General features: G+C 74.3%; 26 protein-coding genes. 20 read left to right on the top strand and 6 right to left on the bottom strand.

All coding sequences use genetic code 11. The features are described from left to right. Nucleotides 1–58 precede the first annotated feature (58 nt). The 3 genes from ABT015_RS28035 to ABT015_RS28025 are packed head-to-tail and all read left to right on the top strand — an operon-like array spanning nt 59 to nt 2,311. A complete protein-coding gene (locus ABT015_RS28035) occupies nt 59–583 on the top strand; it encodes a MarR family winged helix-turn-helix transcriptional regulator (protein WP_350883837.1) in 525 nt (174 codons plus the stop codon). Further along, a complete protein-coding gene (locus ABT015_RS28030) occupies nt 580–1,449 on the top strand; it encodes an ABC transporter ATP-binding protein (RefSeq protein ID WP_350883834.1) in 870 nt (289 codons plus the stop codon). Before ABT015_RS28035 ends, ABT015_RS28030 begins: the two co-directional genes overlap by 4 nt. Further along, nucleotides 1,409–2,311, top strand: a complete 903-nt coding sequence (locus tag ABT015_RS28025) for an ABC transporter permease (RefSeq protein ID WP_350883832.1) — start codon at nt 1,409–1,411, stop codon at nt 2,309–2,311. Before ABT015_RS28030 ends, ABT015_RS28025 begins: the two co-directional genes overlap by 41 nt. Before the next feature lie 37 nt (nt 2,312–2,348). Here the strand turns inward: ABT015_RS28025 and ABT015_RS28020 are convergent, their stop codons facing one another. Beyond that, nucleotides 2,349–3,107, bottom strand: a complete 759-nt coding sequence (locus ABT015_RS28020; RefSeq protein WP_350883830.1) for an alpha/beta hydrolase — start codon at nt 3,105–3,107, stop codon at nt 2,349–2,351. 197 nt (nt 3,108–3,304) lie between these two features. Here ABT015_RS28020 and ABT015_RS28015 point away from each other — a divergent pair, with 197 nt between their 5' ends. Continuing rightward, the gene (locus ABT015_RS28015; protein WP_350883828.1) at nt 3,305–4,126 is read left to right on the top strand and encodes a mechanosensitive ion channel family protein; all 822 of its coding nucleotides are present in this window, start codon (nt 3,305–3,307) and stop codon (nt 4,124–4,126) included. Nucleotides 4,127–4,164: 38 nt separating this feature from the next. Here ABT015_RS28015 and ABT015_RS28010 read toward each other — a convergent pair whose 3' ends face one another. Next, nucleotides 4,165–4,518 (bottom strand): DUF6401 family natural product biosynthesis protein, encoded by a 354-nt coding sequence (locus tag ABT015_RS28010; RefSeq protein WP_350883826.1) that lies wholly within the window; start codon nt 4,516–4,518, stop codon nt 4,165–4,167. Between the two features lie 142 nt (nt 4,519–4,660). On the opposite strand from ABT015_RS28010, the gene ABT015_RS28005 reads away from it, so the two are divergent. The 5 genes from ABT015_RS28005 (at nt 4,661) to ABT015_RS27985 (ending at nt 9,015) form a co-directional block, all read left to right on the top strand. Beyond that, a complete protein-coding gene (locus ABT015_RS28005) occupies nt 4,661–5,587 on the top strand; it encodes an LLM class F420-dependent oxidoreductase (RefSeq protein ID WP_350883824.1) in 927 nt (308 codons plus the stop codon). A gap of 119 nt (nt 5,588–5,706) precedes the next feature. Next, nucleotides 5,707–6,375 carry an AAA family ATPase gene (locus ABT015_RS28000; protein WP_350883822.1) on the top strand — a complete coding sequence of 223 codons (669 nt, stop codon included), beginning with the start codon at nt 5,707–5,709 and terminating at the stop codon, nt 6,373–6,375. A gap of 77 nt (nt 6,376–6,452) precedes the next feature. After that, nucleotides 6,453–7,445 (top strand): zinc metalloprotease, encoded by a 993-nt coding sequence (locus ABT015_RS27995; RefSeq protein ID WP_350883820.1) that lies wholly within the window; start codon nt 6,453–6,455, stop codon nt 7,443–7,445. 214 nt (nt 7,446–7,659) lie between these two features. Then, nucleotides 7,660–8,115: a universal stress protein gene (locus tag ABT015_RS27990; protein ID WP_350883818.1), complete on the top strand. Its 456-nt coding sequence runs from the start codon at nt 7,660–7,662 to the stop codon at nt 8,113–8,115. A 42-nt stretch (nt 8,116–8,157) separates the two neighbouring features. Further along, nucleotides 8,158–9,015: a DNA-formamidopyrimidine glycosylase family protein gene (locus ABT015_RS27985; protein ID WP_350883816.1), complete on the top strand. Its 858-nt coding sequence runs from the start codon at nt 8,158–8,160 to the stop codon at nt 9,013–9,015. On the opposite strand, the gene ABT015_RS27980 is transcribed toward ABT015_RS27985, so the two are convergent. The 3 genes from ABT015_RS27980 to ABT015_RS27970 form a co-directional block, all read right to left on the bottom strand. Then, nucleotides 8,963–9,598: a nucleoside/nucleotide kinase family protein gene (locus ABT015_RS27980; RefSeq protein ID WP_350883814.1), complete on the bottom strand. Its 636-nt coding sequence runs from the start codon at nt 9,596–9,598 to the stop codon at nt 8,963–8,965. The genes ABT015_RS27985 and ABT015_RS27980 overlap by 53 nt on opposite strands. 59 nt (nt 9,599–9,657) lie before the next feature. After that, nucleotides 9,658–10,956, bottom strand: coding sequence for an outer membrane protein assembly factor BamB family protein (locus ABT015_RS27975; RefSeq protein ID WP_350883812.1), 1,299 nt, complete (start codon nt 10,954–10,956; stop codon nt 9,658–9,660). A 133-nt stretch (nt 10,957–11,089) separates the two neighbouring features. Next, the gene (locus ABT015_RS27970; RefSeq protein ID WP_350883810.1) at nt 11,090–11,419 is read right to left on the bottom strand and encodes a DUF4326 domain-containing protein; all 330 of its coding nucleotides are present in this window, start codon (nt 11,417–11,419) and stop codon (nt 11,090–11,092) included. 94 nt (nt 11,420–11,513) lie between these two features. On the opposite strand from ABT015_RS27970, the gene ABT015_RS27965 reads away from it, so the two are divergent. The 10 genes from ABT015_RS27965 to ABT015_RS27920 all read left to right on the top strand — a co-directional run bounded on the left by ABT015_RS27965 (nt 11,514) and on the right by ABT015_RS27920 (nt 23,868). Beyond that, nucleotides 11,514–14,072, top strand: coding sequence for a SpoIIE family protein phosphatase (locus ABT015_RS27965; protein ID WP_350883808.1), 2,559 nt, complete (start codon nt 11,514–11,516; stop codon nt 14,070–14,072). An 84-nt stretch (nt 14,073–14,156) separates the two neighbouring features. Next, on the top strand, nt 14,157–15,806 hold the full coding sequence (locus ABT015_RS27960; RefSeq protein WP_350883884.1) for a sensor histidine kinase: 1,650 nt from the start codon (nt 14,157–14,159) through the stop codon (nt 15,804–15,806). A gap of 130 nt (nt 15,807–15,936) precedes the next feature. Beyond that, nucleotides 15,937–16,605, top strand: coding sequence for a response regulator transcription factor (locus ABT015_RS27955; protein WP_350883806.1), 669 nt, complete (start codon nt 15,937–15,939; stop codon nt 16,603–16,605). Nucleotides 16,606–17,157: 552 nt separating this feature from the next. Then, on the top strand, nt 17,158–17,922 hold the full coding sequence (locus ABT015_RS27950; protein WP_350883804.1) for a transglycosylase family protein: 765 nt from the start codon (nt 17,158–17,160) through the stop codon (nt 17,920–17,922). Nucleotides 17,923–18,215: 293 nt separating this feature from the next. Beyond that, nucleotides 18,216–18,971: an SDR family NAD(P)-dependent oxidoreductase gene (locus tag ABT015_RS27945; protein WP_402454543.1), complete on the top strand. Its 756-nt coding sequence runs from the start codon at nt 18,216–18,218 to the stop codon at nt 18,969–18,971. A 218-nt stretch (nt 18,972–19,189) separates the two neighbouring features. After that, nucleotides 19,190–19,792, top strand: coding sequence for a TIGR03086 family metal-binding protein (locus ABT015_RS27940; RefSeq protein ID WP_350883802.1), 603 nt, complete (start codon nt 19,190–19,192; stop codon nt 19,790–19,792). Between the two features lie 170 nt (nt 19,793–19,962). Then, nucleotides 19,963–21,354, top strand: a complete 1,392-nt coding sequence (locus ABT015_RS27935; RefSeq protein ID WP_350883800.1) for a DUF2079 domain-containing protein — start codon at nt 19,963–19,965, stop codon at nt 21,352–21,354. Nucleotides 21,355–21,447: 93 nt separating this feature from the next. Continuing rightward, a complete protein-coding gene (locus tag ABT015_RS27930; RefSeq protein ID WP_063350485.1) occupies nt 21,448–21,855 on the top strand; it encodes a GntR family transcriptional regulator in 408 nt (135 codons plus the stop codon). Nucleotides 21,856–21,886: 31 nt separating this feature from the next. After that, entirely contained in the window at nt 21,887–22,825 is a 939-nt protein-coding gene (locus ABT015_RS27925) for an ABC transporter ATP-binding protein (protein ID WP_350883797.1), read from the top strand. Further along, nucleotides 22,822–23,868, top strand: coding sequence for an ABC-2 membrane transporter-related protein (locus tag ABT015_RS27920; protein WP_350883795.1), 1,047 nt, complete (start codon nt 22,822–22,824; stop codon nt 23,866–23,868). The genes ABT015_RS27925 and ABT015_RS27920 overlap by 4 nt, the downstream gene beginning before the upstream one ends. 28 nt (nt 23,869–23,896) lie before the next feature. On the opposite strand, the gene ABT015_RS27915 is transcribed toward ABT015_RS27920, so the two are convergent. Next, a complete protein-coding gene (locus tag ABT015_RS27915; protein WP_350883793.1) occupies nt 23,897–25,054 on the bottom strand; it encodes an alpha/beta hydrolase family protein in 1,158 nt (385 codons plus the stop codon). A 537-nt stretch (nt 25,055–25,591) separates the two neighbouring features. On the opposite strand from ABT015_RS27915, the gene ABT015_RS27910 reads away from it, so the two are divergent. Next, nucleotides 25,592–25,999 carry a hypothetical protein gene (locus tag ABT015_RS27910; RefSeq protein WP_350883791.1) on the top strand — a complete coding sequence of 136 codons (408 nt, stop codon included), beginning with the start codon at nt 25,592–25,594 and terminating at the stop codon, nt 25,997–25,999. Nucleotides 26,000–26,420 lie beyond the last annotated feature (421 nt).

Here is a 26,420-nt window from a genome sequence, read left to right as displayed (position 1 = left end):
GGTCCACCCCGTCCGCCCTCTGGACGAATACCTCTCACTGAGAGCTAAAATCGGAGGTATGAGTGCGACACCGGAAACGCTCGCCCCCGCACCGGCCGCCGACCCCCTGGCGACCCCCGATCCCGACGTGGCCGACGAACTCTCCGCCCTGCTGGTCGGCATCCAGCGCCTGGTCCGCCGCCGGCTGCGGCAGGGACTCACCGAACCGAGACTGCGCGGAGCGCAGATCGAACTGCTTCGCCTGGTGATGGACACCCCCGGGCTGCGGGTGTCCGACGCGGCCGAGGAGCTGTGCCTCGCCGGCAACTCGGTCTCCACCCTGGTCAACCAGCTGGTCGCGCTGCGGCTGCTGCGCCGGGAGGTGGACCCGGCCGACCGCCGGGCCGCCCTGCTGTACGCCACCGACGAGGCCGTCGAGCGCCTCGCGGTCTGGCGGGCCCGGCGCACCGCGCTGGTGGGGGAGGTGGTGGCCGGCCTGCCCGCCGACTCCCGGGCGGCCCTGGCCGCCGCGGTGCCCGCGCTGCGCGAGGTGGCGACGGGCCTGCGCACCCGACCCGGTGAGCCGGGGGAGGAGGAGCGATGACGTTCCCGGAGAACGGCGGTGACGAGGCGGTGGCCTGCCGCGGTCTGGAGTACACCTTCCACCACGGGCGCGGGAAGGGCGCCGGCACCAAGGCCGTCGACGGTGTCGACCTGACGGTGCGCACCGGCGAGGTGTTCGGCCTGCTCGGCCCCAACGGCGCGGGCAAGACCACCACGATCCGGGCGATCACCACCCTGCTGCCGGTCCGCGCCGGCATGGTGCGGGTCTTCGGCCACGACCCCGCCCGGCAGCGGATGAACGTCCGCCGGCTGCTCGGCTACGTGCCGCAGCAGCTCTCCGCGGACGGCGGGCTGACCGGTCGGGAGAACGTCGCGCTGTTCGCCCGCGTGTTCGACGTGTCGCACGGCGAGCGCCGCGAGCGGGTCGCCCAGGCGCTGGCCGCCGTCGGCCTCGCCGACGCGGCCGACCGGATGGCCGGCACCTACTCCGGCGGCATGGTCCGCCGGCTGGAGCTCGCCCAGGCCCTGGTCAGCGCCCCGCGCCTGCTGGTGATGGACGAGCCGACCATCGGCCTGGACCCGATCGCCCGCACCGGCGTCTGGGAGTGCGTCGAGGCGGTCCGCCAGGCCACCGGGATGACGGTGCTGGTCACCACCCACTACATGGACGAGGCCGACCGCTACTGCGACCGGATCGCCCTGATGGACCGCGGCCGGATCCGCGCGCTCGGCACCACCGAGGAGCTGAAGACCGTGGTCCGCGCCCAGGACCCGCAGCTCACCGACCCCAGTCTGGACGACGTGTTCCGCCACTTCGCGGGCCGCGAGCTGGCCCCCGGCGAGGCCCCGGAAGGAGAGTTCAGCGATGTCCGCCGTACCCGCCGCACCGCCTCCCGCGTCGGCTGAGCCCCCGGGCCCCGCCGCCACTGCCACTGCCTCTGCCACCGCGACCGCCGCCCGCCCCGACCTCGGCCTGCTGCTGGTCCCCCCGCGCGCCCGCACCGGCTGGCGGCTGGTGCCCGCCCGGACGCTGGCGATGTGCACCGTCGAGCTGCAGAAGCTGCGCCACGACCGCACCGAGCTCTACACCCGAGCGGTGCAGCCCGCGTTGTGGCTGCTGATCTTCGGGGAGACCTTCACCCGGCTGAAGGCCATCCCCACCGGCGGCATCCCCTACCTGGACTTCCTGGCCCCCGGGATCATCGCCCAGTCCGCCATGTTCATCGCGATCTTCTACGGCATCATGATCATCTGGGAGCGGGACTCCGGGGTGCTCACCAAACTTCTGGTCACCCCCACCCCGCGCGCCGCGCTGGTGACCGGCAAGGCCTTCGCCGCCGGGGTGAAGGCGGTGATCCAGGCCGTCGTCGTGGTGGTGATCGCCGCTCTGCTCGGAGTCGCGATGACCTGGAACCCGCTGCGGCTGCTCGGGGTCGTGGTCGCCGTGCTGCTCGGCTCGGCGTTCTTCTCCTGCCTCTCGATGACCATCGCCGGCATCGTGCTCACCCGTGACCGACTGATGGGCATCGGCCAGGCGATCACCATGCCGCTCTTCTTCGGCTCCAACGCCCTCTACCCGGTGGACCTGATGCCGGGCTGGCTCCAGGTGGTCAGCCGGGCCAACCCGCTCAGCTACCAGGTCGACGCCCTGCGCGGCCTGCTGATCGGCACCCGCGCCCACCTCCCGCTCGACTTCGCCGTCCTGACCCTGGCCACGGTGCTCGGCATCACCGCGGCCTCCGCCCTCCTCGGCCGCCTGGCCCGCTGACGCCCGTGCCGCCGCGCGACCGCCGGCCCGCGCGGGATCAGCCGCGCGGCTGGCGGGGCAGGGCGAGGGTGAGGGCCTCGGGGGAGGCGGGCGGAAGGGCGAGGGCGGAGACGGTCTCGGCGGGGAGCGGGCGCAGACCGAGCAGGGCGGTGGCCAGGCGGGTGGTGGCCCGGTGCCAGTCGGGGATGCGCTGGAGCATGGCGTGGCCGCTGCCGGTGACGGTGTAGCCGCAGACGCGGGCGCCGGCGGCCCGGCTCCGGGCGGCGAAGGCCCGGGTCTCGGCGGGCGGGGTGACCTTGTCGCGGTCGCCGTGCAGCAGCAGGACGTCCCGTCCGGCCAGTTGCTCGCACGGGTCCTCGGCCGGGCACCAGGGGGCGAGGGCGACCAGACCGGTGACGGCCGGGTGACCGCCGGCCCGCAGGGCCGCGCGCCCGCCCATCGAGTGCCCGATCAGGACGGTCGGCACCTCGCCCAGCTCCCGGGCCAGCTCGTCGAGGGCGGCGAGGGCGTCCAGCGCGGCGTCGGCGCGCTGCCCGTTCCAGCCCCGGTGGCGGTAGCGGACGGTGCCGACGGCCACGTCGGCGCCGGCGGTGTCCTTGGCGAGGGAACGCAGGAAGCCGTGCATCCGCAGCAGCGGCAGGTTGACCGGACCGGGCCGGGAGAGGTTGTGCTCCTCGCCGCCGTGCAGCACCAGGACGGCGGCGCGCGGCGCCTCGGGCCGTACCCGCCAGCGCAGTGCCGGGTGCCCGGCCGTGCTGCCGGTCGTCGCGCCGCCGTCCACCGTGTCGCTGCTCACACCCGCACCGTCCCGTCCCGTCCCGCCCCCGTTCCCTGCCCTTGAACATCACTTTACGCGGGGCGTCTACGGGCCCGTTTCACCCGGGGGGAGCAGCCCGGGGACCAGGGGCGCGCGGGCCGGGCGGGGTGCTGCTATCCACGAAGGGGGGGCCGCACGCGCCGCTCGTGGCGCCGTGTCACCGAGTGGAGGACTCCGTGGCTCAGCAGCTCGCACTCTCCGTGGACTTCGGATCGGGTTTCACCGACGCCTGGTCCAAGATCGCGAAATTCATCCCGCAGTTCATCGCCTTCCTGGCGATCCTGGTCATCGGCTGGATCGTGGCGAAGGCGATCGCCAAGGTCCTGGACCGCGTGCTGCGCAAGGTCGGCTCGGAGCGGGTCGCCGAGCGGGCCGGGATGGCCCGCCACCTGAGCGGGTCGAACTACGACATGACCGGCATCATCTGCAAGATCGTCTACTACGCGATCCTGCTGATGGTGCTGCAACTGGCGTTCGGCGTCTTCGGCCCGAACCCGATCAGCGTGATGATCCACAGCATCGTCGCCTGGCTGCCCAGGGGCATCGTGGCGGTCGCGATCGTGGTGGTCGCGATGGCCATCGCCAACGGCGTCCGCGACATCGTGCGCAACGCGCTCGCCGGCGCCTCGTACGGTCGGACGGTCGCCACGATCGCCTGGGCGTTCATCGTCGCGCTGGGCGTGATCGCGGCGCTCGGCCAGGCCGGGATCGCCACCGCGATCACCGGACCGGTGCTGATCGCGGTGCTCGCCACGATCGCCGGTGTGCTGGTGGTGGGCGTCGGCGGCGGCCTGATCCTGCCGATGCGCCAGCGCTGGGAGCGCTGGCTGGGCCACGCCGAGCAGGAGAGCGCCAAACTGCGCGGCAGCGCCTACCAGGCGGGCCGGGCGGACGTGCTGGCCAACCAGCCGACCCGGCCGACCACCCAGGCCGCTCCGGGCACCACCCCGCCGCCGCCCGGCATCGACCCGGGCCGCCCGGGCGACCAGCCGAGCTAGGGCGGGCGTGTCCTGGGTCGTGGCGACCCGCAGCGGGTTCAGGCCCGCAGCAGGCCCTGCTCGCGCACCAGCCAGCAGATCGCGGTCAGCCGGTGCACCGCGTAGTCGTACCCCACCGGCTCCCGCCAGCCGATCTCGGTGAGCGCGTCCAGGAAGCCGAGCGCGTAGTCCGACAGTTCCTCACGGTCCAGGGGCCGGGGCGCCAGCTCCGGCCCCTGCGCGTACAGCAGTTCGCGCAGCATCGCGACGTGCTGGTCGACCATCGCGACGAAGCCGGGCTCGAAGGCGAACTCGGACAGCCGTGGCGTGAACGCGGCGACGATGCCGGGCAGCGGGCAGCCGGCCGGCTCGTCGGGGGAGCGCCGGAAGGACTCGTCGGGGGTGGCGAACATCCGTCCACGGTAGGCGAGCGGGTCGGCCGGACCGGCGGCTCGTGACGGTTCCGTGCTGAGACCTTGGCCACCCTCGGGAGCTTCGGCGGCTTGGCCGGTTCTCCGCGCGGATCCGCGGGTGGTCTGCACCAGAATGGTCCGCATGGATCTCCGCATCTTCACCGAACCGCAGCAGGGCGCGAGCTACGACACCCTCCTGGCGGTCGCCCGGGCCGCCGAGGACCTGGGCGCCTTCAGTGCCTTCTTCCGCTCGGACCACTACCTGAAGATGGGCGACGTCGACGGCCTGCCCGGGCCGACCGACGCCTGGATCACCCTGGCCGGCCTCGCCCGCGACACCCGCTCCATCCGCCTCGGCACCCTGATGACCGCCGCCACCTTCCGCCTGCCCGGCGTCACCGCGATCCAGGTCGCCCAGGTGGACGCGATGAGCGGCGGCCGGGTCGAGTTCGGCCTCGGCGCCGGCTGGTACGAGGCCGAGCACGCCGCCTACGGCATCCCCTTCCCGAAGGAGAAGTTCGGGCGGCTGGAGGAGCAGCTGGCGATCATCACCGGCCTGTGGAACACCAAGCTCGGCGACACCTTCGACTTCGCCGGCGAGTACTACACGCTGACCGACTCGCCGGCGCTGCCCAAGCCGGCCCAGGACCGGATCCCGGTGCTGGTCGGCGGGCTCGGCCCGAAGCGGACCCCGGCGCTGGCCGCCCGCTTCGCCGACGAGTTCAACCTGCCGTTCGCCTCGGTGGAGGACAGCGCCGCGCAGTTCGGCCGGGTCAAGGCCGCCGTCGAGAAGGCCGGGCGATCGGTCGGCGACCTGGTGTACTCCAACGCCCTGGTGGCCTGCGTCGGCCGCGACGACGCCGAGGTGGCCCGCCGGGCGGCCGTGATCGGCCGGGACGTGGACGAGCTGAAGGCCAACGGCCTGGCCGGTACCCCGGACGAGGTCGCCGAGAAGATCGGCCGGTACGCGGCCGTCGGCAGCGAGCGGGTCTACCTGCAGATCCTGGACCTGGACGACCTCGACCACCTGGAGCTCATCGCCTCCCGGGTCGCCCCCCAGCTCGGCTGACCCGCCCGCACGGCACGCCCTGATCCGGCACCGGCCGGCCGGGCCCGGCGACCACCGCTCTTTACTCGCTCTTGGGAATGCGTAATGCTCCGAGGGAGGGAACGGCGCGGGGAGGACCGGTGACCAGGACGAGAACGGCGGAGGCGGCGGCACCCCGGGTGCCGCCGCCCCCTGGTCAGGGCCCCGCCGCCGCCCCGCAGGCCTTACGGGTGCAGCCCGGCCTGCACGACCTGCGGGTCGGCCCCGCCCCGGTGGCGCTGCACTACCCCGCCGGCGACCTGCTGGTCGTCTCCGGGCTGCCCGGCAGCGGCAAGAGCACCCTGATGCGCCGCTGCGTGCGCGCCCCGCTGGTCGACTCCCAACTGGTCCGCGAGGAGTACGCGGCCAGACTGCCCGGCCGCCTCCCGTACGCCTTCTACCGCCCGCTGGCGCGGATCGCGCACTACCGGCGGCTGCGGCGCGCGGTGCTGGCCGGCGGGCCGCTCGCCGTCCACGACTGCGGCTCGCTGTCCTGGGTGCGGCTCTGGCTGACCCGCACCGCCGCCCGGCAGGGCCGCCGGGTGCACCTGCTGCTGCTGGACGCCGAACCGGCCGAGGCGCGGGAGGGCCAGCAGAGCCGGGGGCAGAGCGTCTCCCGCTACGCCTTCCTCCGGCACCGGGCCGCCGTCGACAGGCTGCGGCGCCGGCTCACCGGGGCCGGACGGGCGCCGGAGGGCTGTGCGTCGGCCGTGGTACTCGACCGGGCCGCCGCGCGCGCCCTGCGGGAGATCGTCTTCGCCGCGTCGTAGTCTCGGCGGGTCCGCGCCGAGCCGGGCGGGCCCGGGGCGCGGCCGACACTCCGCCAACTCCCTTGTCAGGAGCGCAGATGCGCCGTACTGCCCGGGTGCGCTCGCGTGCCCCCCGTCTGTTCCCCTGGGCTGCCGCGCTGGTCGCGGCCGCCGGTCTCAGCCAGCTCGCCGCCCCGGCCCCGCACTCCGCCGCCGCGACCCCGCGCTCTGTCGCCGCGGCCGCCGTGACCGCGGCCTGTGCGGGCTCCGACTCCGACGCCGCCGCCCGCAAGCCGGCCGGCAGCCAGGCCGGGCGGGACCCGAACGCCGTCACCGCCGCCGAGGCCCGGGCGATGCAGGCGGATCTCGACGACCGGCTCGCCCGGCTCTCCTCCGCCCAGGCCCGGATCGGCGCCCCGACGACGGTGCCGGTCTTCGTCCACGTGATCCACGCCGGTGACACCGGCCGGCTCGACGGGGGCGTCGTCGTCGCCCAGATCGACCACCTCAACGCGACCTACGGCGGCCAGGGCGACGGCAACACCCCCAGCCAGTTCCACTTCGAGCTGGCCGGCACCGACTACACCGACAACGCCTCCTGGTACGACGGCATCACCCCCGGCTCCGGGGCCGAGGCGGCGATGAAGAGCGCGCTGCGCAAGGGTGACGCCGGCACCCTCAACCTCTACACCGCCAAGCTCGGCCAGTCCCTGCTCGGCTGGTCGACCTTCCCGAGTGCCTACCGCTCGAACCCCGCCGACGACGGCGTGGTCGTCCTCGACGCCTCCCTGCCGGGCGGCGCCGCCGCCCACTACAACGAGGGCAGCAGCGCCACCCACGAGATCGGCCACTGGCTCGGCCTCTTCCACACCTTCCAGGGCGGCTGCCTGCCCCCGGGCGACTACGTGGACGACACCCCGCCCGAGCGCACCCCGGCCTACGGCTGCCCCGAGGGCCGCCACACCTGCACCGGGCCCGGCCTGGACCCGATCCACAACTTCATGGACTACAGCTACGACTCCTGCATGAGCCAGTTCACCCCCGGCCAGGTCCAGCGGATGGCCGACTCCTGGGCCGCCTACCGGAGTTGAGCCGTCAGGGCCTGTTCGACGCCCCGGGCGCCCTCGCAGAACCACAGAACCACAGAACCACAGAACCGCAGAACCGCAGATCGGTAGGGCCTGTTGCCATCGATCTGAATGCAAAACGCCGATCACGGCGTGGCAAATGCCGACCACGAGCCCGATCTGATCTATGTTCGGAGTGTCGGGACCGAGCAGGAACTGAGCGCCAAGGAGAAACGCCATGAGTGCCAACCCCCGGATCGTCGTCGGCGTGGACGGCTCGCCCGCCTCGGAGCAGGCGCTGCGCTGGGCGGTCGACTACGCACGGGCCGTCGGCGGGACCATCACCGCGATCGCCGCCTGGGAGTACCCGGCGTTCTACGGCTGGGCCGCGCCGAACGTGCCGTCCGCCGAGGTCTTCAACCCCGAGGAACTGGCCGGCAAGACCCTCTCCGACACCGTCGTCAGGGTCGTCGGCGACGACCCGGGCGTGCGGATCAGCGAGAGCGTGATGCCCGGCAGCGCCGCCCAGGCCCTGCTGGAGGCCGCCAAGGGCGCCGCGCTGCTCGTCGTCGGCAGCCGCGGCCTCGGCGGCTTCTCCGGCGTGCTGCTCGGCTCCGTCAGCCGCCACCTCACCGAGCACGCGCCCTGCCCGGTCGTCGTCGTCCGGGAGGGCCAGGTGGCCGAGGCCGAGTAGCGCACCGCCCCGCCGGGCCGCCGCGCGGTGGAGGATGGAGGCATGCCAGAAGGTGACTCCGTCTACCGCGCGGCGGCCCGGCTGCACGAGGTCCTCGCCGGGCAGGTGCTGACCAGCGCCGACCTGCGGGTGCCCGCGCACGCCACCGCCGTCCTCGCCGGCCGCCGGGTGCTGGAGGTCGCCCCGCGCGGCAAGCACCTGCTCACCCGCCTCGATGGCGGCCTCACCCTGCACACCCACCTGCGGATGGACGGCCGCTGGGAGGTCTACCGGCCCGGCGAGCGCTGGTCCGGCGGCCCCGCCTGGCAGATCCGCGCCGTCCTCGGCACCGAGCGGGGCACCGCCGTCGGCTACCGGCTGCCCGTCGTCGACCTGCTGCGCACCGCCGACGAGCAACGCGCCGTCGGCCACCTCGGCCCCGACCTGCTCGGCGCCGACTGGGACCCGGTGGAGGCCGTCCGCCGGCTGCTCGCCCACCCCGGCCGCCCGCTCGCCGAGGCGCTGCTGGACCAGCGCAACCTCGCCGGCATCGGCAACGTCTACGCCGCCGAACTCTGCTACCTGGCCGGCGTCACCCCGTGGACCGAGGTCGGCCAACTCCCGCGCCCCGACCGGCTGGTGGAGCGGGCCCGGGAGCTCCTCGACGCCAACCGGCTGCGTCCCGGCCACGTCACCACCGGCGACACCCGGCGCGGTTACCAGCACTGGGTCTACGGCCGGGCCGGCCGCCCCTGCCCGCGCTGCGGCACCCTCGTGCGGACCGCCCGCCAGGGCGCGCCCCCGCAGGACCGGGCGGCGTACTGGTGCCCCTACTGCCAGCGCGGCCCGGCCCCGGCCGGTACGGGTGTCAGGTCCGCTCGACCAGGGCCGGATGACGCGGGTCGTCCACCCGGACGGTGACGTCGGCGGCCTCGGCCGGGCCGGTCTCCGCCTCGTAGCGGGCGAAGGCGGGCAGCGTCCACTGCTGGTCTGCGGGCGTGCGGCGGGCCAGGGCGGTCGGGGTGAGCGCGAGGTGGACGGCCAGCTCCAGCGGCAGCCAGCGGCCGAGCAGCAGCGCGCCGTCCAGCAACAGCACGCCGCCGGGCGGCAGTTCGGCGTACGGGGCGCGGGTCGAGCGGTCCGTCACCGGGTCGCGCAGCGAGGGCAGCACGCGGCCGCTGGCACCGGGCTCCAGCGGGTCCAGTACCTCGCGCAGCAGGGCGCGGTCGTCCAGCCAGAGGTCGTGGAAGGCGTCCGCGTCCTGGTGGCCGTACTCCAGCCGGATCGAGGCCGGACGCAGGAAGCCGGCCGCCGACACCCGCAGCGCGGGGCGGCCGCGCAGCAGCAGCGGCTCCACCAGGGCGTCGGCGAGCAGGTCGGGGCGGGCGGCGGGCGCGCCGTCCACCGCGACCCGCAGCCACCGGCCGCCGGGGTCGGACAGTGCGGCGATGCGGTCGGCGAGCACGTCGGCCAGCCGGTCGGGGGAGATCGGGCGTACCTGCATCAGGCCATCCTGTCGTGCCGTCGTGGCTGTGGTGCCGTCGTGGCTGCGGTGCCGGGCGGTCAGCTGAGTGGGAGGGCGTGCAGGACGTCGTCGTGACCGACGTAGAGGTGGTTCGCGTCGACGGCGAGCGACCAGACGTCCTTGCCGGGGCCCGAGTCGAGGAACGTCCAGCGCGGCGTGCCGCTCGCGGTGTCGATCGCGCACACCCCGGCGGTCGCCGGTCCGGGGACGAACAGCGTGCCGCCGACCACCAGCGGGTGGCTGCGGCGGTCCAGCAGGAACGGCAGCCGGTAGGACCACTGCCGTGCGCCGGTGACCGCGTCGTGCCCGGTGACCAGGCCGTTGTCGCGGGCCAGGTAGACCCGTGGGCCGTCGGAGACCGCGGGCATCGCCCGCCACGACTCGCCCCGGCCGGGGGACACCGTCCAGGCCGGCTCGCCGCCGGGGCGCAGCGCACGGACGCCGCCGGCCCCGTCGGGGACGTAGACGTGCACCGGGCCGCCGACGCACCAGTCCAGGCCCCCGGCGCCGGGGGCCGTCCACAGCTCCCGGCCGTCGGCGGTGTCCCGGACCACCAGCTCGCTGCCGTTGCCCAGGTCGCGCAGGCACGGGAGGTGGCCGCCGGGCGCGGTGACCGGGGTGAACGGCTGCTCGTTGCGGTCGGTGGGGAGGTGCCACAGCATCGAGCGGTCCGCGACCCGGACGGCGAGGAGCCGGCCGTTCGGCGTCGAGCTCTCCCGTGACCAGCCCCAGACGTAGCCGTACAGGATGCCGTCGTCGAAGCCGGACAGCTCGACGGAGCCTTGCAGGTCGTCGGGCAGCGGCAGGCTCCAGTCGGCGGCGGGGTCGCCGAGGTGGCGGGCGTCCAGGTGGCCCGGGGAGGTGGTGAAGAGCCGGTCCGGTCCGAGCACCACCTTGCCGAGCACCTCCAGGTCGCTCGGCCAGTCCCCGCGCGGCCGGTCGAGGGTGAGCAGCCGCGCCGCCTCGCCGGTGGCCGGGTCCAGGACCTGGAGCCCGGCCCGGGACAGGAACACCGGCCGGGTCGGGGGGCCGGCCAGCCGCTCCGGGGTCATCGCCTCCGGCCCCCGGTACGTCCACAGCGGGGTCGGCCCGGACAGCGCGGTCGGCCGCGGCTTCGGCTGCGGAGCCGGCTGGTCCGCACCCGAACGGCCGAACGCCCACACCGCCGCACCCGCCGCCAGCACCCCGGCCCCCGCCAGCAGCCCGCGCCGGCTCAGCCGCGGCCCGTCCCCGCCTCCGCCGACCACGTCCACGGGCTCCCGCGCGGCGCCGTCCGCCTCGCCGTCCCACTGCCACGACGCCTCGCGCACGGGCCCCTCGGACGACGGCGACTGCATACCGGCTCCCACCTCCCCCATGGCGCCCCACGCGCCACCACTCGCCCGGAGGATATCGAACAGCCCCCGAACCACCCGAAATCCCCGACCCGTGGTGGAGGCCGGTCTCTCCGGGCCGTGAGGCGTGCGGCCGTCAGTGGTGCGGGGGGCGGTCGGCGAGGTCGGCGAGGACGTCGGCGTGGCAGGGGAGCGGGGCGCACCAGCAGCCGAGGCGGCGGCCGCGCAGGGGCGGGACGAGGGCGAGCAGGTCCGGGCGGGCGAGGAGGTAGGCCCGGTAGTCGGCGACCATCTGCTCGCGGGTGAGGTCGGGGCCGGGCCGGTAGGGGCAGTGCAGCGGGGATTCGGGCAGGTGCCAGCCGCCGCGGTGCATGGCGCGGCCGACGTAGACGACGTCGGCGCAGGAGGGGTCGTCGCGGTGGCCCTTGAGGTTGACCACGGTGGTGCGGCCGGAGGCGGTCGGCATGCCGCCCATGGTGGCGCAACCGGGGCCGACGGGCATCCGGAGGCCCCCGGGGGCTCGCCTTGACACGCCCCGGGGCCCGGCGTAGCAAAAGAGCATGCGCCATCCGCACGCGGGCGGCCGTGACCGGGCGGCGCCGCCCGGCCCGCACCGGCCGCTGGAGCCCGACGCCGCCCCGGCGGCGGCCGAGCGGGACGACCTGCTGACGGGTGCCGTCCGCGGGGCGCTCGGCGGCACCGGGGCGTACGGGGCGATGGTGTACCTGCGCTCGCGGGACGGCCGCTCGCTGGTGCTCTGCACGATCGCGGGCGTACCGCTGTCGATCATGAGGCCGTTCCGGCGGATCGCCGCCGCCGGCCCGTTGCCCGTCGCCGTCAGCTTCCGCACCGGGCGGACCATCACCCTCGCCGACACCGAGGACACCATGCGGCGCTTCCCGCAGCTCGCCGTCGGCATGCCGTACGACTTCGCCTCCGCCTGCGTGCCGGTGGCGGGCGGCAAGGAGCGGTTCGGGGTGCTCAGCGTGTTCTGGCCGGCCTCCGACGACGGCGTCCCGGAGGGTGCCCCGGCGCGGCTGGCGGAGGTGGCCGGGCGGCTGGCCGCCGGGCTGGCGGGCCTGGCGGCGGCCGGGCACCCGGTGGAGCCGGGCGGCGACGCGGCCGTGGTCGAGCTGCCGCCGCCGTCCGCGCCGACCTGCCGGCTCGGGATGTTCGACTGGAACGTCGCCACCGGGGCGCTGGCCGCCGACCAGCAGTTCCTCGCGATCTTCGGTCTCGAACCCGACGAGTTCGACGGCACGCTGGCCGCCCTCGGCGGCCGGATCGCCCCCGGTGACCTGCCCGAGTTCCGGGCCGCCGCCCGGACCGCCCTGGCCCGGGGCGAGGTGCTGGCGGCCAGGGTCCGGGTGCTCGGGCCGGACGGCCACCCGCACCCGGTGGAGCTCTGGGCGAGGGTGCCCGCGGCGATCTCGGACGGCCGCACCCATCTGGTCGGTGCCGTGCTGGACGCCCGCACCCTCACCGCGGCCGCGGCCGCCGTCGAGCGACTGCGCGAGGGCGTCTTCTCACTCGACCCGGACGGCCGGGTCAGCTACGCCAACCGCGCCACCGAGCCACTGCTCCAGGCACGCCGCGAGGACCTGGTCGGCCACCACCTGTGGGACGTGCTGCCCTGGCTCGCCGACCCCTTCTTCGAGAACCGCTACCGGGCCGCCCTGCTCTCCCAGCAGCCCACCGCCTTCCTGGCCGCCCGCCCGCCGGACGGCTGGCTCGCCTTCTCGCTCTACCCCGACACACACGGAGTCACCGGCCGGGTGGTGGCCGCCGAAGCCCCGCCGGGCGCGGCCGAACCGCGGGCCGCGCCGCCGCCGCCCGCGGTCCGCGGCGGCCCCCGGACGGACGCCCCCGCCGGTATCGGCGGCACCTACCACCTGCTCCAGCTCGCCAGCGCGCTCACCGAGGCGGTCACCGTGCGCGAGGTCTGCCGGGCCGTGGCCGAGGAGATCCTGCCGGCCTTCGGCGGCCAGGAACTCGCCATCTACGGGGTGCGCGACAAGCACCTGCACCTGATCTCGCAGACCGGCTACCCGGACGGCTTCCTGGACGGCTTCGAGGGCACCCCGGTCGCCGCCCGCATCCCCGGCGCGGAGACGCTGAGCACCGGCACCCCGATCTTCTTCGAATCGGTCCGCGAACTCGCCGCCGCCTACCCCGGCCTCGCGCTCGACGAGATGGGCGCCTGGGCCTTCCTGCCGCTGATCGCCTCCGGCCACCCCGTCGGCAGCTGCATCCTCGGCTTCGACCGGCCGCGCCCCTTCACCGCCGAGGACCGCGGCCTGCTCACCGCCCTCGGCGGCTTCATCGCCCAGGCCCTGGAACGGGCCCGGCTGTACGACGCCGAGTTCGCCCTGGCCCGCGGCCTCCAGCAGGCGCTGCTGCCGCACCGCCTCCCGGACGTGCCCGGCATCCGGATCGCCGCCCGCTACCTGCCCGGCACCCAGGGCATGGAGATCGGCGGCGACTGGTACGACGCGATCGTCACCGGCGGGGACGTCACCCTGGTGATCGGCGACGTCGAGGGCCACAGCGTCGGCGCGGCCGCCACCATGGGCCAGCTGCGCAGCGCCGTCCGCGCCTTCGCCACCGGTGACGACCCGCCCGACCAGGTGCTCGCCCGCACCAACCGGCTCCTCCTCGACCTCGACCCCGGACTGCTCGCCAGCTGCTGCCTGGTCCGCCTCACCCCCGCCGACGGCCGCGCCCGGATCTCCCGGGCCGGGCACCTGCCGCCGGTGCTGCGCTTCCCGGACGGGTGGGCCGAGGCGCTGTACGTGCCGGGCGGGCCGCTGCTGGGTGTGGAGGAGCGGGCCGAGTACCCGGTCAGCGAGCTGCGCCTGGAGCCCGGCACGGTGGTCGCGCTCTACACGGACGGGCTGGTGGAGGATCCGGCGGTGGCGATCGACCACGGGGTGGACCTGCTGCGGGCCGCGCTCGGGCGCGGTGAGGAGCAGGGGCCGGACGGTCTGGAGCTGCTGGCGGAACGGATCCTGCGCGAGGTCGGCTCCTCGCACCGGGTGGACGACGTGGCGCTGCTGCTCATGGCCTTCGGTGAGGACGTCTCCACAGGCATGCCCACAGGGGTGCCCCGAGCTCCGTGAGCGGCGACTTTCGTCGGGGGCGGGGGCGACGAACGGTGGCGGCGGCCGGGCGGCGCGGCCCGATAGCCTCGACGGGTGGATGCGATGGCGCGGGCCTGGAAGAAGGCGGTACGGACGGCGTTTCCCGGGCCCTGGCCGCCCCGGCGGGTGGTGGGCCAGGGCGCGATGGCCCTGCTGATGGGCGGCGCCGCGGCCCTGCTGGAGGTGGCCGCCGGTGCCGGGCACCCGGTCCTGGTGGGGCTGGGGGTCGCGCTGCTGTGGGTGCTGCGGCCGGCCTTCCCGGCGACCGTGCTGGTGCTCACCTCGGCCGCGGCCGGCTGGGCCGTCGGGCCGATGCCGCTGCTGGTCTGCGCGGGCTGGTCGGCCGGGGCGAGGCTGCGCAAGGTCACCGCGCTGGTCGGCACCTTCGTGCTGAGCTGGTTGCTGTTCATGGTGACCGGGGTGCTGAAGGACGCCGGCTCGGCCTCGCCCAAACTGATCGTCGGGCTCTCGCTCGGCGGCTTCCTGCTGGTCGCCGTGCTGCCCGCGCTGTGGGGCCGCTACCGGGCTCAGCGCCGCGCTCTGCTGGACGCGCTGCGCGAGCGCAACGACCAGCTGGTGCGCGAGCGGGTCATGGTGGTGCACCAGGCCCGGCTGCGCGAGCGGCACCGGATCGCCCAGGACATGCACGACAGCCTGGGCCACCAGCTGGCGCTGATCTCCGTGCACTCCGGCGCGCTGGAGGTGGACCGTACGCTCAACGACCGACAGCGCGAGGCGGTCGGGGTGCTGCGACAGGCGGCGGTCGCGGCGATGCGCGAGCTGCGCGAGGTGGTCGGCGTCCTGCACGACGAATCGACGGCGGTGCGGCCGGTGACGGACGCGGCGCCGGCCCGGGGCGGGGTGGACGGGATCGAGGGGCTGGTCGACTCCTCGCGGGCGGCCGGGGCGCGGGTCTCCTTCTCCCGGGAGGGCGAGCCGCGCCCGCTGGCCGCCGCGGTGGACCACGCGGCGTACCGGATGGTGCAGGAGGCGCTCACCAACGCGCACAAGCACGCCCCCGGCGCGCCGATCACCGTCGCGCTCCGGTACGAGCCGGACGCGCTGGTGGTGGAGGTGGTCAATCCGTGCGCGCCGGAGCCCGTGGGCGTGCGCGCCGGCGCGGGCCCGGCGGTCAGCGGCGGCCAGGGGCTGACCGGCCTGCGCGAGCGAGCCCGGCTGGTCGGCGGCATGGTGCACGCCGGGCCGACGCCGGATCAGGGGTTCCGGCTGGCCGGCGTGCTGCCGTACGAGGGGGCGGAGGGCGCGGGCGACGGGGCCGCGGCGATCGCCGGGGTCGACGACTGGGTGCTGGACGGCCTGCCGCCGGTCGCCGGGGCGGAGGACGGGCGGCGCAGCCCGGCGATCGGCTGCGCCGTCGGGGTGGGGGCGGTCGGCCTGACCGTGCTGGGGCTGTTGATCTGGGGCGTGGTGGCCTTCGTCCAGGGCACCGGCGACGCGACGGTGCCGAAGTCGGTGTACGACGGGCTGGAGGTCGGCACGCCGGAGGCCGACGTGCTGCACCGGCTGCCGCCGGGGAACACCTTCTTCACCGACGACTACCAGGGCAGCGGGCCCAAGGTCCCGGAGGGCTCGCACTGCCGCTGGTACCTGTCCGGTGACCTCAGCGACACCTGGGGCCAGGACAACGTGGTGCGGTTCTGCTTCAAGGACGGGGTGCTGGTGGAGAAGGAGCACTACCTCACGAAGTCCTGACGGCCCTGACCGCCCTGACGCCCTGATGGCTCTGACGTCCCTGGCCGCTCCGACCGGGTGGGGCGCGGGGTTCGGCCGGATGTGAGGATGGTGTTCCTGCCGCAGCACCGTTCGAGGGGAATGACCAGCCGTGATCCGAGTCCTCGTCGCCGACGACGAGCCGCTCATCCGCGCCGGGATCAGGATGATCCTGGGCTCTGCCGCCGACATCGAGGTGGTCGCCGAGGCCGCCGACGGGCGGGAGGCGCTGGAGCTGGCCCGGGCGCACCGGGTGGACGTGGTGCTGCTGGACATCCAGATGCCGGTGATGGACGGGCTGACGGCGCTCGCGGAGCTGCCGAGGGTCGCGCCCGGCGCGCGAGCGCTGATCCTCACCACCTTCGGGGAGCGCGAGAACGTCCTGCGCGCCGTGACCGAGGGCGGCGCCGGATTCCTGCTCAAGGACACGGCGCCGCACGAGCTGATCCAGGCGGTGCGCGCGGCGGCCGGCGGCTACGCCTTCCTGTCCCCGGCCGCCACCCGGCACATCGTCGACTCGCTGGCCTCCGGGCGCAGCGGTTCGGCGGCCGCCCGGGGCGCGGAGGCCCGGCGTCGGCTGGAGGTGCTGACGCCGCGTGAGCTGGAGGTGCTGGAACTGCTCGGCGAGGGGCTGTCCAACGCGGACGCGGGGGCGCGGATCCACATGAGCGAGGCGACGGTGAAGACGTACGTCAGCCGGATCCTGGCCAAGTTGGGCTGTGAGAACCGGGTGCAGGCGGCGCTGTTGGCGCGGGACGCGGAGCTCGGCGCCCGGGACTGAGAGCGTCCGGCCGGTCGCGGAGCGTGTCGGGTGTGGCGGATGCCACCAAACGGCCCGTCGGAACGGGGAACTCCGGCTTCGGTGGTGACGGTGCGTCAGCTCGTGGTCGCGGTGGGTGGATGGTGTGCTCGGCCTCACAGGTGGACAGAGGTGAAGGGGGGCGTGAAAGTTGATCAGTTGATCTTGAGAATGCGGTCAAACCCGGTCGAACTGGGCACGTCTCCTTGATCGATACCGCCGGTAACAGTCAACTGACCTGCGGAGACCAAGAATTGCTTGCTGCACCCCGAGGTGGCCCGTAGCTTCATTGGCGGTGCAACGAGCACCACCCGGGTTCACCCCGACGCACGGCCCGCCGACCTGACCCCCGGCGCGAGGGCCGTGCCCGCCGACGCGACCAGCTCGAACAGGTCGTCGGCGAGTGGAGGTGGCCGGGGCGGCACGGCGCGTCCCAGACGTGTCCGGCCGCCCGTCGAGCGAGGTGAGCGCGACCGTCGGCCCGTCATGGGTCTGGTTCCGCCTGCCCGCCCGGGGCTTGCCGAGAGGACTTATATGACTTCCCGTCACGAGACCGCCGCTGCCACCGACACCACCGCCACCAAGCGCAACCGCGTGCGGATGGCGGTCGTCGCGGGAGCCGCCGTCGCGGCCCTGCCGGTGGCCGGCCTCGTCACGGCCACCTCGGCCTCCGCCGCCCCGGCCTCCAGCTGGGACTCCGTCGCCCAGTGCGAGAGCGGCGGCAACTGGAGCATCAGCAACGGCAACGGATTCTCCGGCGGACTGCAGTTCACCCCCAGCACCTGGAGGGCGTACGGCGGCACCGCCTACGCCCCCCAGGCCCACCAGGCCAGCAAGGCGCAGCAGATCACGGTCGCCGAGAAGGTCCTCGCCTCGCAGGGGCCCGGCGCGTGGCCGGTCTGCTCCAAGAAGGCCGGTCTGAGCAAGGGCGGCGCCCCGGCCGCCGTCGACACCACCGACACCGCCGACACCGCACCCTCGAAGCCGGCCGCCAAGCCGGCGCCCAAGGCCAAGACGCCCAGGACCCAGGCGCCGCAGGTCCCGCAGGCGCCGAAGAGCAAGCCGGCGCCGAAGCAGCAGGAGGCGTCGAAGCCGCAGCAGTCGGCCAAGCCGGCGCAGTCGGCGCCGTCCTCGGAGAAGAACACCTCCGGTGGCGGTTACACCGTCAAGAGTGGCGACACGCTGAGCGGCATCGCGGCCAAGTTCGGCACCGACACCGGCAACCTGTACGACAAGAACGCCCGCACCATCGGCGGCGACCCGGATCTCATCTTCCCGGGCCAGACCCTGACCGTCTGACACCTCCTCGCCCCCGCGCCGAGCGGCCGCCCCTCCCCGGGGTCGGTCGCTCGGCCCGGCGCGTTTCCGGGGCCGGTGCGTTTCCGGGATCGGGCGTGAGGGAGGGGGCGTGCGAGCGGGCGTGAGGTCGCGCGAGCAGCGGCTTCGGGAGATAGTTGAAGATTGAACGCGATGTCTGAATACCGCCGGAGCTTTCCGGCGCCGAGGCCCAGGATCGAGTCATGTCCGAGATCGGAACCGGTGGTTCTGATCGGAACGAGTCGGATCACATCCGAATGAGGAGTTCTGGAGATATGACGATGAACGGTGCGGCGAAGCTCGACGGCAAGGTGGCCCTGGTGACCGGTGGCAGCCGGGGGATCGGGGCGGCGGTCGCGCTGCGGCTGGCCGAGGACGGTGCCGACGTCGCCCTGACCTACCAGGGTGGGGCCGAGCGGGCCGAGGAGGTCGCGGCGAAGATCACCGCGATGGGGCGCCGCGGCTGGGCGGTCCGCGCGGACTGCGCCGACCCGCAGGCGGTGCAGTCCGTGGTCGCGCAGGTCGCGGAGCGGTTCGGGCGGCTGGACGTCCTGGTGAACAACGCGGGCGTCGGTGTCCTCGGCCCGATCGGCGACCTGGCGCTCGACGACGTCGACCGGGTCCTGGAGGTGAACGTCCGGGCGCCGTTCCTGTTCGCCCAGGCCGCCTCCGCGCACCTGGCCGACGGCGGGCGGATCGTCACCATCGGCAGCTGCGTCGCCAAGCGGGTCGCCTTCCCCGGCGCCACCGTCTACTCGCTCAGCAAGGCGGCGATGATCGGCCTGACCAAGGCGCTGGCCAGGGAGCTCGGCCCGCGCGGGATCACCGCGAACGTGGTCCACCCCGGCCCGATCGACACCGACATGAACCCGATGGACGGTGAGGCCGCCGAGCCCCAGAGCAGCCTGACCGCACTCGGCCGCTTCGGCACGGGCACGGACGTCGCCGCCGCCGTCGCCTACCTGGCGGGCGAGGACGGCCGGTACGTCACGGGCGCGGAGCTCGCGGTGGACGGCGGGTTCGCGGCCTGACGGCCGGGGCCGCCTGACGGTCCGGGCCGGACGGCTCACAGCACGTCGCAGCACGTCGCAGTACGTCGCAGTACGGAGACCGGCCCGGTGGTCCGACCACCGGGCCGGTGTCGTGGCGGGCGGTCGTCGGCGGACGCGTTTACGATCGCCCGGTCCGAGCGGTGCTCCCGACCGCACCCGGCCACGCCGGCGACGCGCTCCCGACCGAGAGGTGTGCCATGACCGCAGCGGAAGACCCGATCGAGCTGCTCGCCCGGGCCCTCGCGCAGACCGCCGGGCTGATCGACGGCGTCGGCGTCGAGCTGGCCGGGCACCCGACGGCCTGCCGCTCCTGGGACGTCGGCGACCTGGTCAGCCATCTGCTGTTCGACCTGCGGCAGTTCACCGTCCGGGCCGAGGGCGGGCAGCCGGACTGGTCGCAGCCCTTCGAACGGGTGGAGGAGGACTGGCTGCACGCCTTCGAGGCCGGCGCCGAGGAGCTGGTCGACGCCTGGCGGGCGGCGGGCGACCTCACCGGCACGCTGGAGGTCCCCGGTGTCGGCGCCCTGCCGGCCCGCTTCCCGGTGGACCAGCAGATCGCCGAATTCGCCGTCCACGACTGGGACTTGGCCCATGCCACCGGCCAGTCCACCGACGGCCTGGACCATGAGGTGGCCCTCGCCGCTCTGGCCTGGGCCCGCGGCGCCCTCACGCCCGAGTACCGCGGCGCCGAGGAGGAGCAGCACGCCTTCGGTCCCGAGGTCGCCGTGCCGGAGGACGCCCCGCCGTACGACCGGCTCGCCGGCTTCTTCGGCCGCGACCCGGAGGCCGCGCGGCCCTGAGTCCCACTGGGTCGGCGGGCTCCACGGGTCCCACAAGCTCCGCATCACCCACCTGGCGGACCGCATCCGGGCAGGTCGGAGGCCCGGTCGGCGCGGCCGGACCGGGGTTGACGACGGTGTGCCCTTCCACCACTCTTCCACTAATCGAATAGTGAAAGGGTACTTTGCCGATGCGCCTGTTCCGTCCGCCGCGTCGACCAGCCGTCCTGCCCTGGGGCCTGGCCGCCGGGTTCGCCGCGCTCTACACCTGCGTCGCCGTCAACCGCTACCGGCGCGGCCTGAGCAAGGCCTACGACCTGGGCATCTTCGAGCAGGCCATCCGCGCGTACGCGCACGGACAGGCGCCGATCGTGCCGCTCAAGGGGCCCGGCTACCACCTGCTCGGGGACCACTTCCACCCGCTGATCGCCGTGCTCGCTCCGGTCTACCGGGTGTTCCCGGGGGCCGTCACCCTGCTGGTCGCCCAGGCGCTGCTGATGGCGCTGGCGGTCGTGCCGCTCACCCGGTGGGCGTACGAGGTGGGCGGGCCGAGGGTCGCGCTGGTGATCGGATGCGTGACCGGGGCGTCCTGGGGGATCGTCCGGGCCGCCAGCGACGACTTCCACGAAATCGCCTTCGCCGTACCGCTGTTGGCCTTCGCGGCCACCGCGCTCGGCCGGCGGCGCCACCTGGCCGCGGCGCTCTGGGCGCTGCCGCTGCTGCTGGTCAAGGAGGACCTCGGCCTGACCGTGGCCGCCGTCGGTCTGCTGATCGCCTGGCGGGCCCGCCGGGGCGGGCGCGGCCGGTGCGGCCCGCTGCCGGGGCTCGTGCTCGCGGGCGCCGGGCTCGCGGCCACCGTGCTCACCGTGACGGTGGTGCTGCCCTCGTTCAATCCGCACGGCGGGTTCGACTACTGGCAGCAGCTGGACGGCGGCGGGCAGCCCTCGCCCTGGGCGCTGGCGGCCCGGATCGGCTGGCCCCCGGTCAAGTGGCTGCTGCTCTTCCTGCTCGCCGCGACCGCGGGCTTCCTCGGACTGCGCTCGCCGCTGCTCCTGCTCTGCGTGCCCACCCTGGGCTGGCGGCTGCTCTCGGCCAACCCGCACTACTGGGGCGTCAGTTACCACTACAGCGCGGTGCTGATGCCGCTGGTGCTCGCCGGGCTGGTGGACGCCCTGACCCGTACCGACCCGCGTCGGGCGCGGCGCGCGCTCGCCGTCAGCGCCCTGGTGGCGGCCGTGACGGTGCCGGTCTATCCGCTGCACGAGGTGGTGATGCCCGAGGCGTGGCGCACCTCGCCCCGGCTCGCGCACACCCGGGCGCTGCTCGGCTCGATACCCGACGGCGCGACCGTCGCCGCCTCCAACCGCCTCGCCGCGCAGCTGACCGGCCGGGCCACCGTCACCCTGGTCTGCCGGGCGCCGACCGGGCCGGGGCCCGAGTGGGTGGCCGTGGACCGGACGGACCCGAGCGTGCAGGCCCCGTGCGCGACCGCCGACACCGCCCGGATGCTGGTCGAGTACGAGCAGCGCGGCTACCGGCGGGTCGTCGACCAGGACTCCCTCCTGTTGCTGCGGCGGCCCTGACCGTCCGCATCGCCGGGCCCCCGGTCGGGCTTGACCCGGGCGCCGCAGTGGGTCACTATTCCACTATTGGACTAGTGAAAGGTCGAATCGCGTGTGATCGAGTACCGCATCGAGCGGCGCAGTGGCGTCTCCACCTACCAGCAGATCGTTCAGCAGACCAAGCAGGCCTTGCGGCTCGGCCTGCTCCAGCCGGGGGACAAGCTGCCGACCGCGCGGGAGGTCGTCGAGCTGACCGCGATCAACCCCAACACCGTGCTGAAGGCCTACCGCGAACTGGAACGCGAGGGCCTGGTCGAGCCCAGGCCGGGGCTCGGCACCTTCGTCCGGCGCTCGCTCGCCCGGCCGGAGGCGGCCGCCGACGGGCCGCTGCGCGCGGACCTGGTCGGCTGGGTGGACCGGGCCCGCGAGGTCGGACTGGAGCGTGAGGACATCGCCGCGCTGATGGCCTCCGTCCTGGAGCAGCGATTCGACACCGGGGTCTCCCCGGAAACACCGAGTTAGAGGACAGTGGGGGGACCGGGTGGACGACCCGATGAACACACCACCGGCAGCGGCGGCACCGGGGGCTCCGGCGGCGCTCGCGGCCGACGGCCTGGGCAAGCGCTACCGGGGAGAGTGGGCGCTGCGCGACTGCACCTTCGCCGTCCCGGCCGGGCGGATCTGCGGGGTGGCCGGCCCCAACGGTGCGGGCAAGAGCACCCTGCTCGGCATCGCCGCCCGTCTGCTCACCCCCACCGAGGGGGAGCTGCGGGTGTTCGGTGAGCCCGCCACCACCGAGGACCTGCGCGCCCGGGTCGCGTACGTGGCCCAGGACAAGCCGCTGTACCCCGGCTTCACGGTGGCCGAGACCCTGCGGCTCGGCCGGGAACTGAACCCGTCCTGGGACCAGGGCCTCGCTCAACAGATCATCGATCAGGGTGAGTTGAGGATGAGGGCGAAGATCGGCTCGCTCTCCGGCGGCCAGCGCACCCGGGTCGCCCTGGCGCTCGCCCTCGGCAAGCGCCCCGACCTGCTGCTGCTCGACGAACCGATGTCCGACCTCGACCCGCTCGCCCGGCACCAGCTGATGGGCACCCTGATGGCCGAGGCCGCCGAGCGCGGCACCACCATCGTGGTCTCCTCGCACATCATCCCCGAGCTGGACGGCGTCATCGACTACCTGCTGCTGGTGCAGTCCGGGCGGATCCGGCTGTGCGGCGACGTGGAGGACCTGCTGGACGGACACCAACTGCTCACCGGCCCGGCCGACAGCGCGCTCCCCGAGGACGTCCTGGTCGAACAGCGTGCCACCGGCCGCCGGACCGACGCGCTGGTCCGCACCGGCGATCCGGTCGACGGCCCGTGGGAGAGCGGCCGGCCGAGCCTGGAGGAACTGCTGCTCGGCTACCTCCGGACCCCGCCCGGCAGCGCCCGGGCCGCCGCCAGGCCGGGCACGCAGGCCCAGACGACCGAGAACGGGATCGCCGCATGAGCACCAACGTCCTGGCCGACCGCGCCACCACCGCGGCGCCACCGCGCGAGCCGCGGACCGCGTCCCGCCCGGGCGGCCTGCTCTGGCTGAGCTGGCGTCAGAGCCGCACCGCGCTGTGGGCGATCGCCGCCCTGGTCGTCACCGCGTCGGCCACCCTGCTCTGGCTGCACTTCTCCGTCCAGCCGCTGATGTCGGATCTGCGTCAGGCCGAGTGCTCCGACGTGGCCAGCTGGTCCAACGCCGGCTGCCAGGGCATGGTCTCGCCCATCACCCGCCGCACCTACCTGTACACCACGTGGCTCCAGCCGGCCCTGGTCGCGTTCCCCCTGCTGATCGGCATGTTCCTCGGCGCCCCGATGCTCGCCCAGGAGTACGAGCGCGGAACCGTCCGCCTCGCCTGGACCCAGTCCGTCAGCCCGCTGCGCTGGCTCACCGCGCGGATCGCCCTGCCCGGGATGGTCGTGCTGACCGCGAGTGCGGTGCTCGCCGTCCTGGCGACCTGGGTGTGGCGCGCGGACATCGGCGGCCGCCCGTTCGCCTTCGATCCGCCGTTCCAGGGCCTCACCTATCCCGCCCTCGGGGTGGTGCCGGTCGCCTGGTCGCTGTTCGCGCTGGCGCTGGGTCTACTGGTCGGGCAACTGCTGCGGCGCACAGTGGCCTCGGTCCTGGTCACCGGCGTCCTGGTGGCGGTCGTCCACGGCCTGCTCCGGTGGGGCCGCGCCTCCTTCCATCCGTCGGTCAAGGAGATGGTCCCGCACGGCGTCTACTTCGGGCAGCCCACCAACGCGTGGCTGATCGACCGCGGGGTCGTGCTCCAGGACGGTCGGTGGGCCTCGGACCAGTTCTGCTGGGACGGCGACCGGACGAGGGGCTGCGAAGGCGCCACGAGCAACTGGATCGAGTACCACCCCGTCGGGCACTTCGTGCCGATCCAGCTCGTCGAGGCCGGGATCCTGGTGGCGCTCACCGTCGTGGCGCTGACGGTGCTCTTCCTCCGGGTGCGGCGGGACGGCAACTCGCTGCGGGCGACCCGGCGGGCCTGACGCCCGAGGCCGTGGCCCCGGTCGGGCGTCAGTCGTGGCTCCAGCGGAGTTCGACCTCCGGGAAGCGCGGTGACGGGCCGTCGAGGAGGGGAGCGGGGCGGCCGCGGAGGAAGTGGTCGGCGAACGCCAGGGTGTAGGCGCGGGTGAGCGCGGTCGCCCTGGCCGGGTCGATGGTGCCGAGCAGCGCGGCGTAGGTGTCGGCGGGGAGGTGGCCCGGCAGGTTGCCGGGGAGGGCGGCGTGCGGCAGGTCGGTGAAGCTGAGGTGGCCGGCGCCGAGGGTGCGCAACTGCCGCCCCCAGGCGTGCTGGTGGCTGCGCCAGCGCTGCCAGGTCTCGTGGTCGGCGAGGGAGGTGAGCAGGAGGAAGGGCCGGTCCAGGCCGAGGTCGGGAACGGGCGAGCCGAACAGGCCGCCGTCCAGGTTGAGGCCGATCCGGAACCGCTCGTCCTGGCGCATCGCCTCGGCGGCCGCCGAGCCGCCCATCGAGTGGCCGAGCGCGCCGATCCGGCCGCCGTCGACGCGGAAACGGCCCTGGCGCTCGGTCAGTTCGGTGGTGACGAAGCGCAGGTCGGCGACCCGGGCGGCGATCTCGCGGCGCTCGGCGGCCTCCCAGTCGGCCGGCTCGTCCTCCAGCACGGTGCGCACCAGCCGGCCGTCCGGGAACTCGACGGCGAGGGCGTCGTAGGTGTGGTCGACCGACGCGACGAGGTAGCCGTGGGCGGCCAACTCCTCGGCCAGCGCAGTGCAGTTGCTGCGCAAGCCGGTGCGGCCGTGGCCGAGCAGCAGCAGCGGGAGCGGGCCGGGGAGCGCGGGGGCGTCGGTGCGGGCGGTGGAGCGGACGGCCGCGATGGTGCCCGGATCCAGCGGCAGCCGCTGATCGATGGCGGCGGCGACCCGGGGTGTGGTGTACGGCGCGCGGGGGCGGCCGGCGGCGGCGCGGGCCGGGTACCAGAGCTGCACCATCAGCTCACGCGGGCCGGCGGCGGGCACGAACGGGTCCGGCCGGTCGCGGTCGACCAGGTGCAGGGTGGTCGTGCCGACCGGGTGACCGGTGGTGGGGGCGGGCAGGTCGATGGTGCGCGACCGGGTGGCCTGAGCGGCCTGAGCGGTCTGGGCGGGCCCGGCGGGCAGCAGGACTGCGGCGCCGCCGAGGCCCGCGAGTGCCAGCAGTGAACGGCGCCTGATCATCCAACATCCCTCGGTGGTGGGTTGGTTGAGGTCCGGTCAGCCTAACTGATCGTTTCAGAACGAGTGGTGTGGGCAGCGCACTCCGCCAGCACCGCCCGAGCCCGTGGGTCCGCCACATGATGGTGGACCACCTGCTTGAGCAGGTGCCACGGGATGTCCTTCTCTCCGGAGCGGTACTCGCTCCAACTGGTCTTGCCGGTCTGGTGCCGCTGAGCGAGCTCGCGAACGGTGACCCCAGATGCCACCTCCCGCACGAACCGGGCCAGGGCATCCGCCTGCTCGGTCTTCCCCTTTGAGCCGCCCCTGCGGACCTCCAACACCCACCCCGCGCCCCCTGCTTTGTCCGCGGCCGAATCGGGTTGTCCGCCGCTCACCTGGGTGTTGCCGACTTCTGGTGGACGGACAATCCGACATGCCTCACGGTGGGACATCCACCGGCTCGTCGGGCAACTTGGCGGGTCCGTAAAACCCGCGAAGCATTCCGGGATCGAACCGAGGACGAGACCTTCCGCTCCCTCCATCATCGAAGGGAATTCCATGCGATTTCACGGTCGGACGGCTTCTACTGCCGTCATCATCAGCGGCGCACTTCTCGGTGCGCTGGGTTCCGCGGCGCCCGCACAGGCGGGCGGTGCGTGGAACGAATGGGGGCTGGGCAGCTATCACGCCGGCCGCGACGGCACCGCCGGGAGTAACAACGTGACACTCGGCGGATTTGCCTGCGGCGGTTGGAGCGCCACGTTGTTCTATGTGCAACTCGTCCGATCCGATGGAACGAAGATCCGGTCCACGAAGAGCTGGGCGGCCGACGGGGCCTACCAGTACCAGACCTTCTACGGGGCAACCTCGCCCGGAACCACGTACTACGTCCGCTGGTACGGGCAGGACAGCAATGAGAACAACGGCTTCCCCGCCAAGTGTTCCGGCGCAGGGTTCGACTCCTGAACCGGCCGGTACGGGCGGACCATCCGGCCCTCACGGCTTGCCGGTCCGCCGGGCGGTCCACCCGGCCGGGCAGACCGAGAGGAAGGAACCGATCTCGTGTGGGCATCCACGGGAACGGCCTGGTGTCGAAGGTCATGTCCGGCTGTGCCGGGCTGATCACAGCGTTTACCTTACTGACCGCCTGCGCTGCCGGGGCCTCCTCTCCGAGTCCGCCGTTCGACGTGCTCTCCACCGTCGAACGCGGAACAACGGCAGGCCTCGAATGGCGCGTCGAACTGGTGCACAAGGGCAGTGAGTTGTGCACCGCGGCAAAAGTGCGGGACGACCTAGGGCGCGTATTCGGTCGTGATCAACGGGTCCGGGTGAGGTCCTTGATCCAGATCATCGCGCCACGGAGGTGGAGGCCTGCGAGGTAGCTGTC

The organism is Kitasatospora sp. NPDC094016, assembly GCF_040304045.1.
Lineage (GTDB): Bacteria > Actinomycetota > Actinomycetes > Streptomycetales > Streptomycetaceae > Kitasatospora.
Note: the sequence above shows the minus strand (reverse complement) of the source record. Positions and strands in the feature narration are given on the sequence as shown.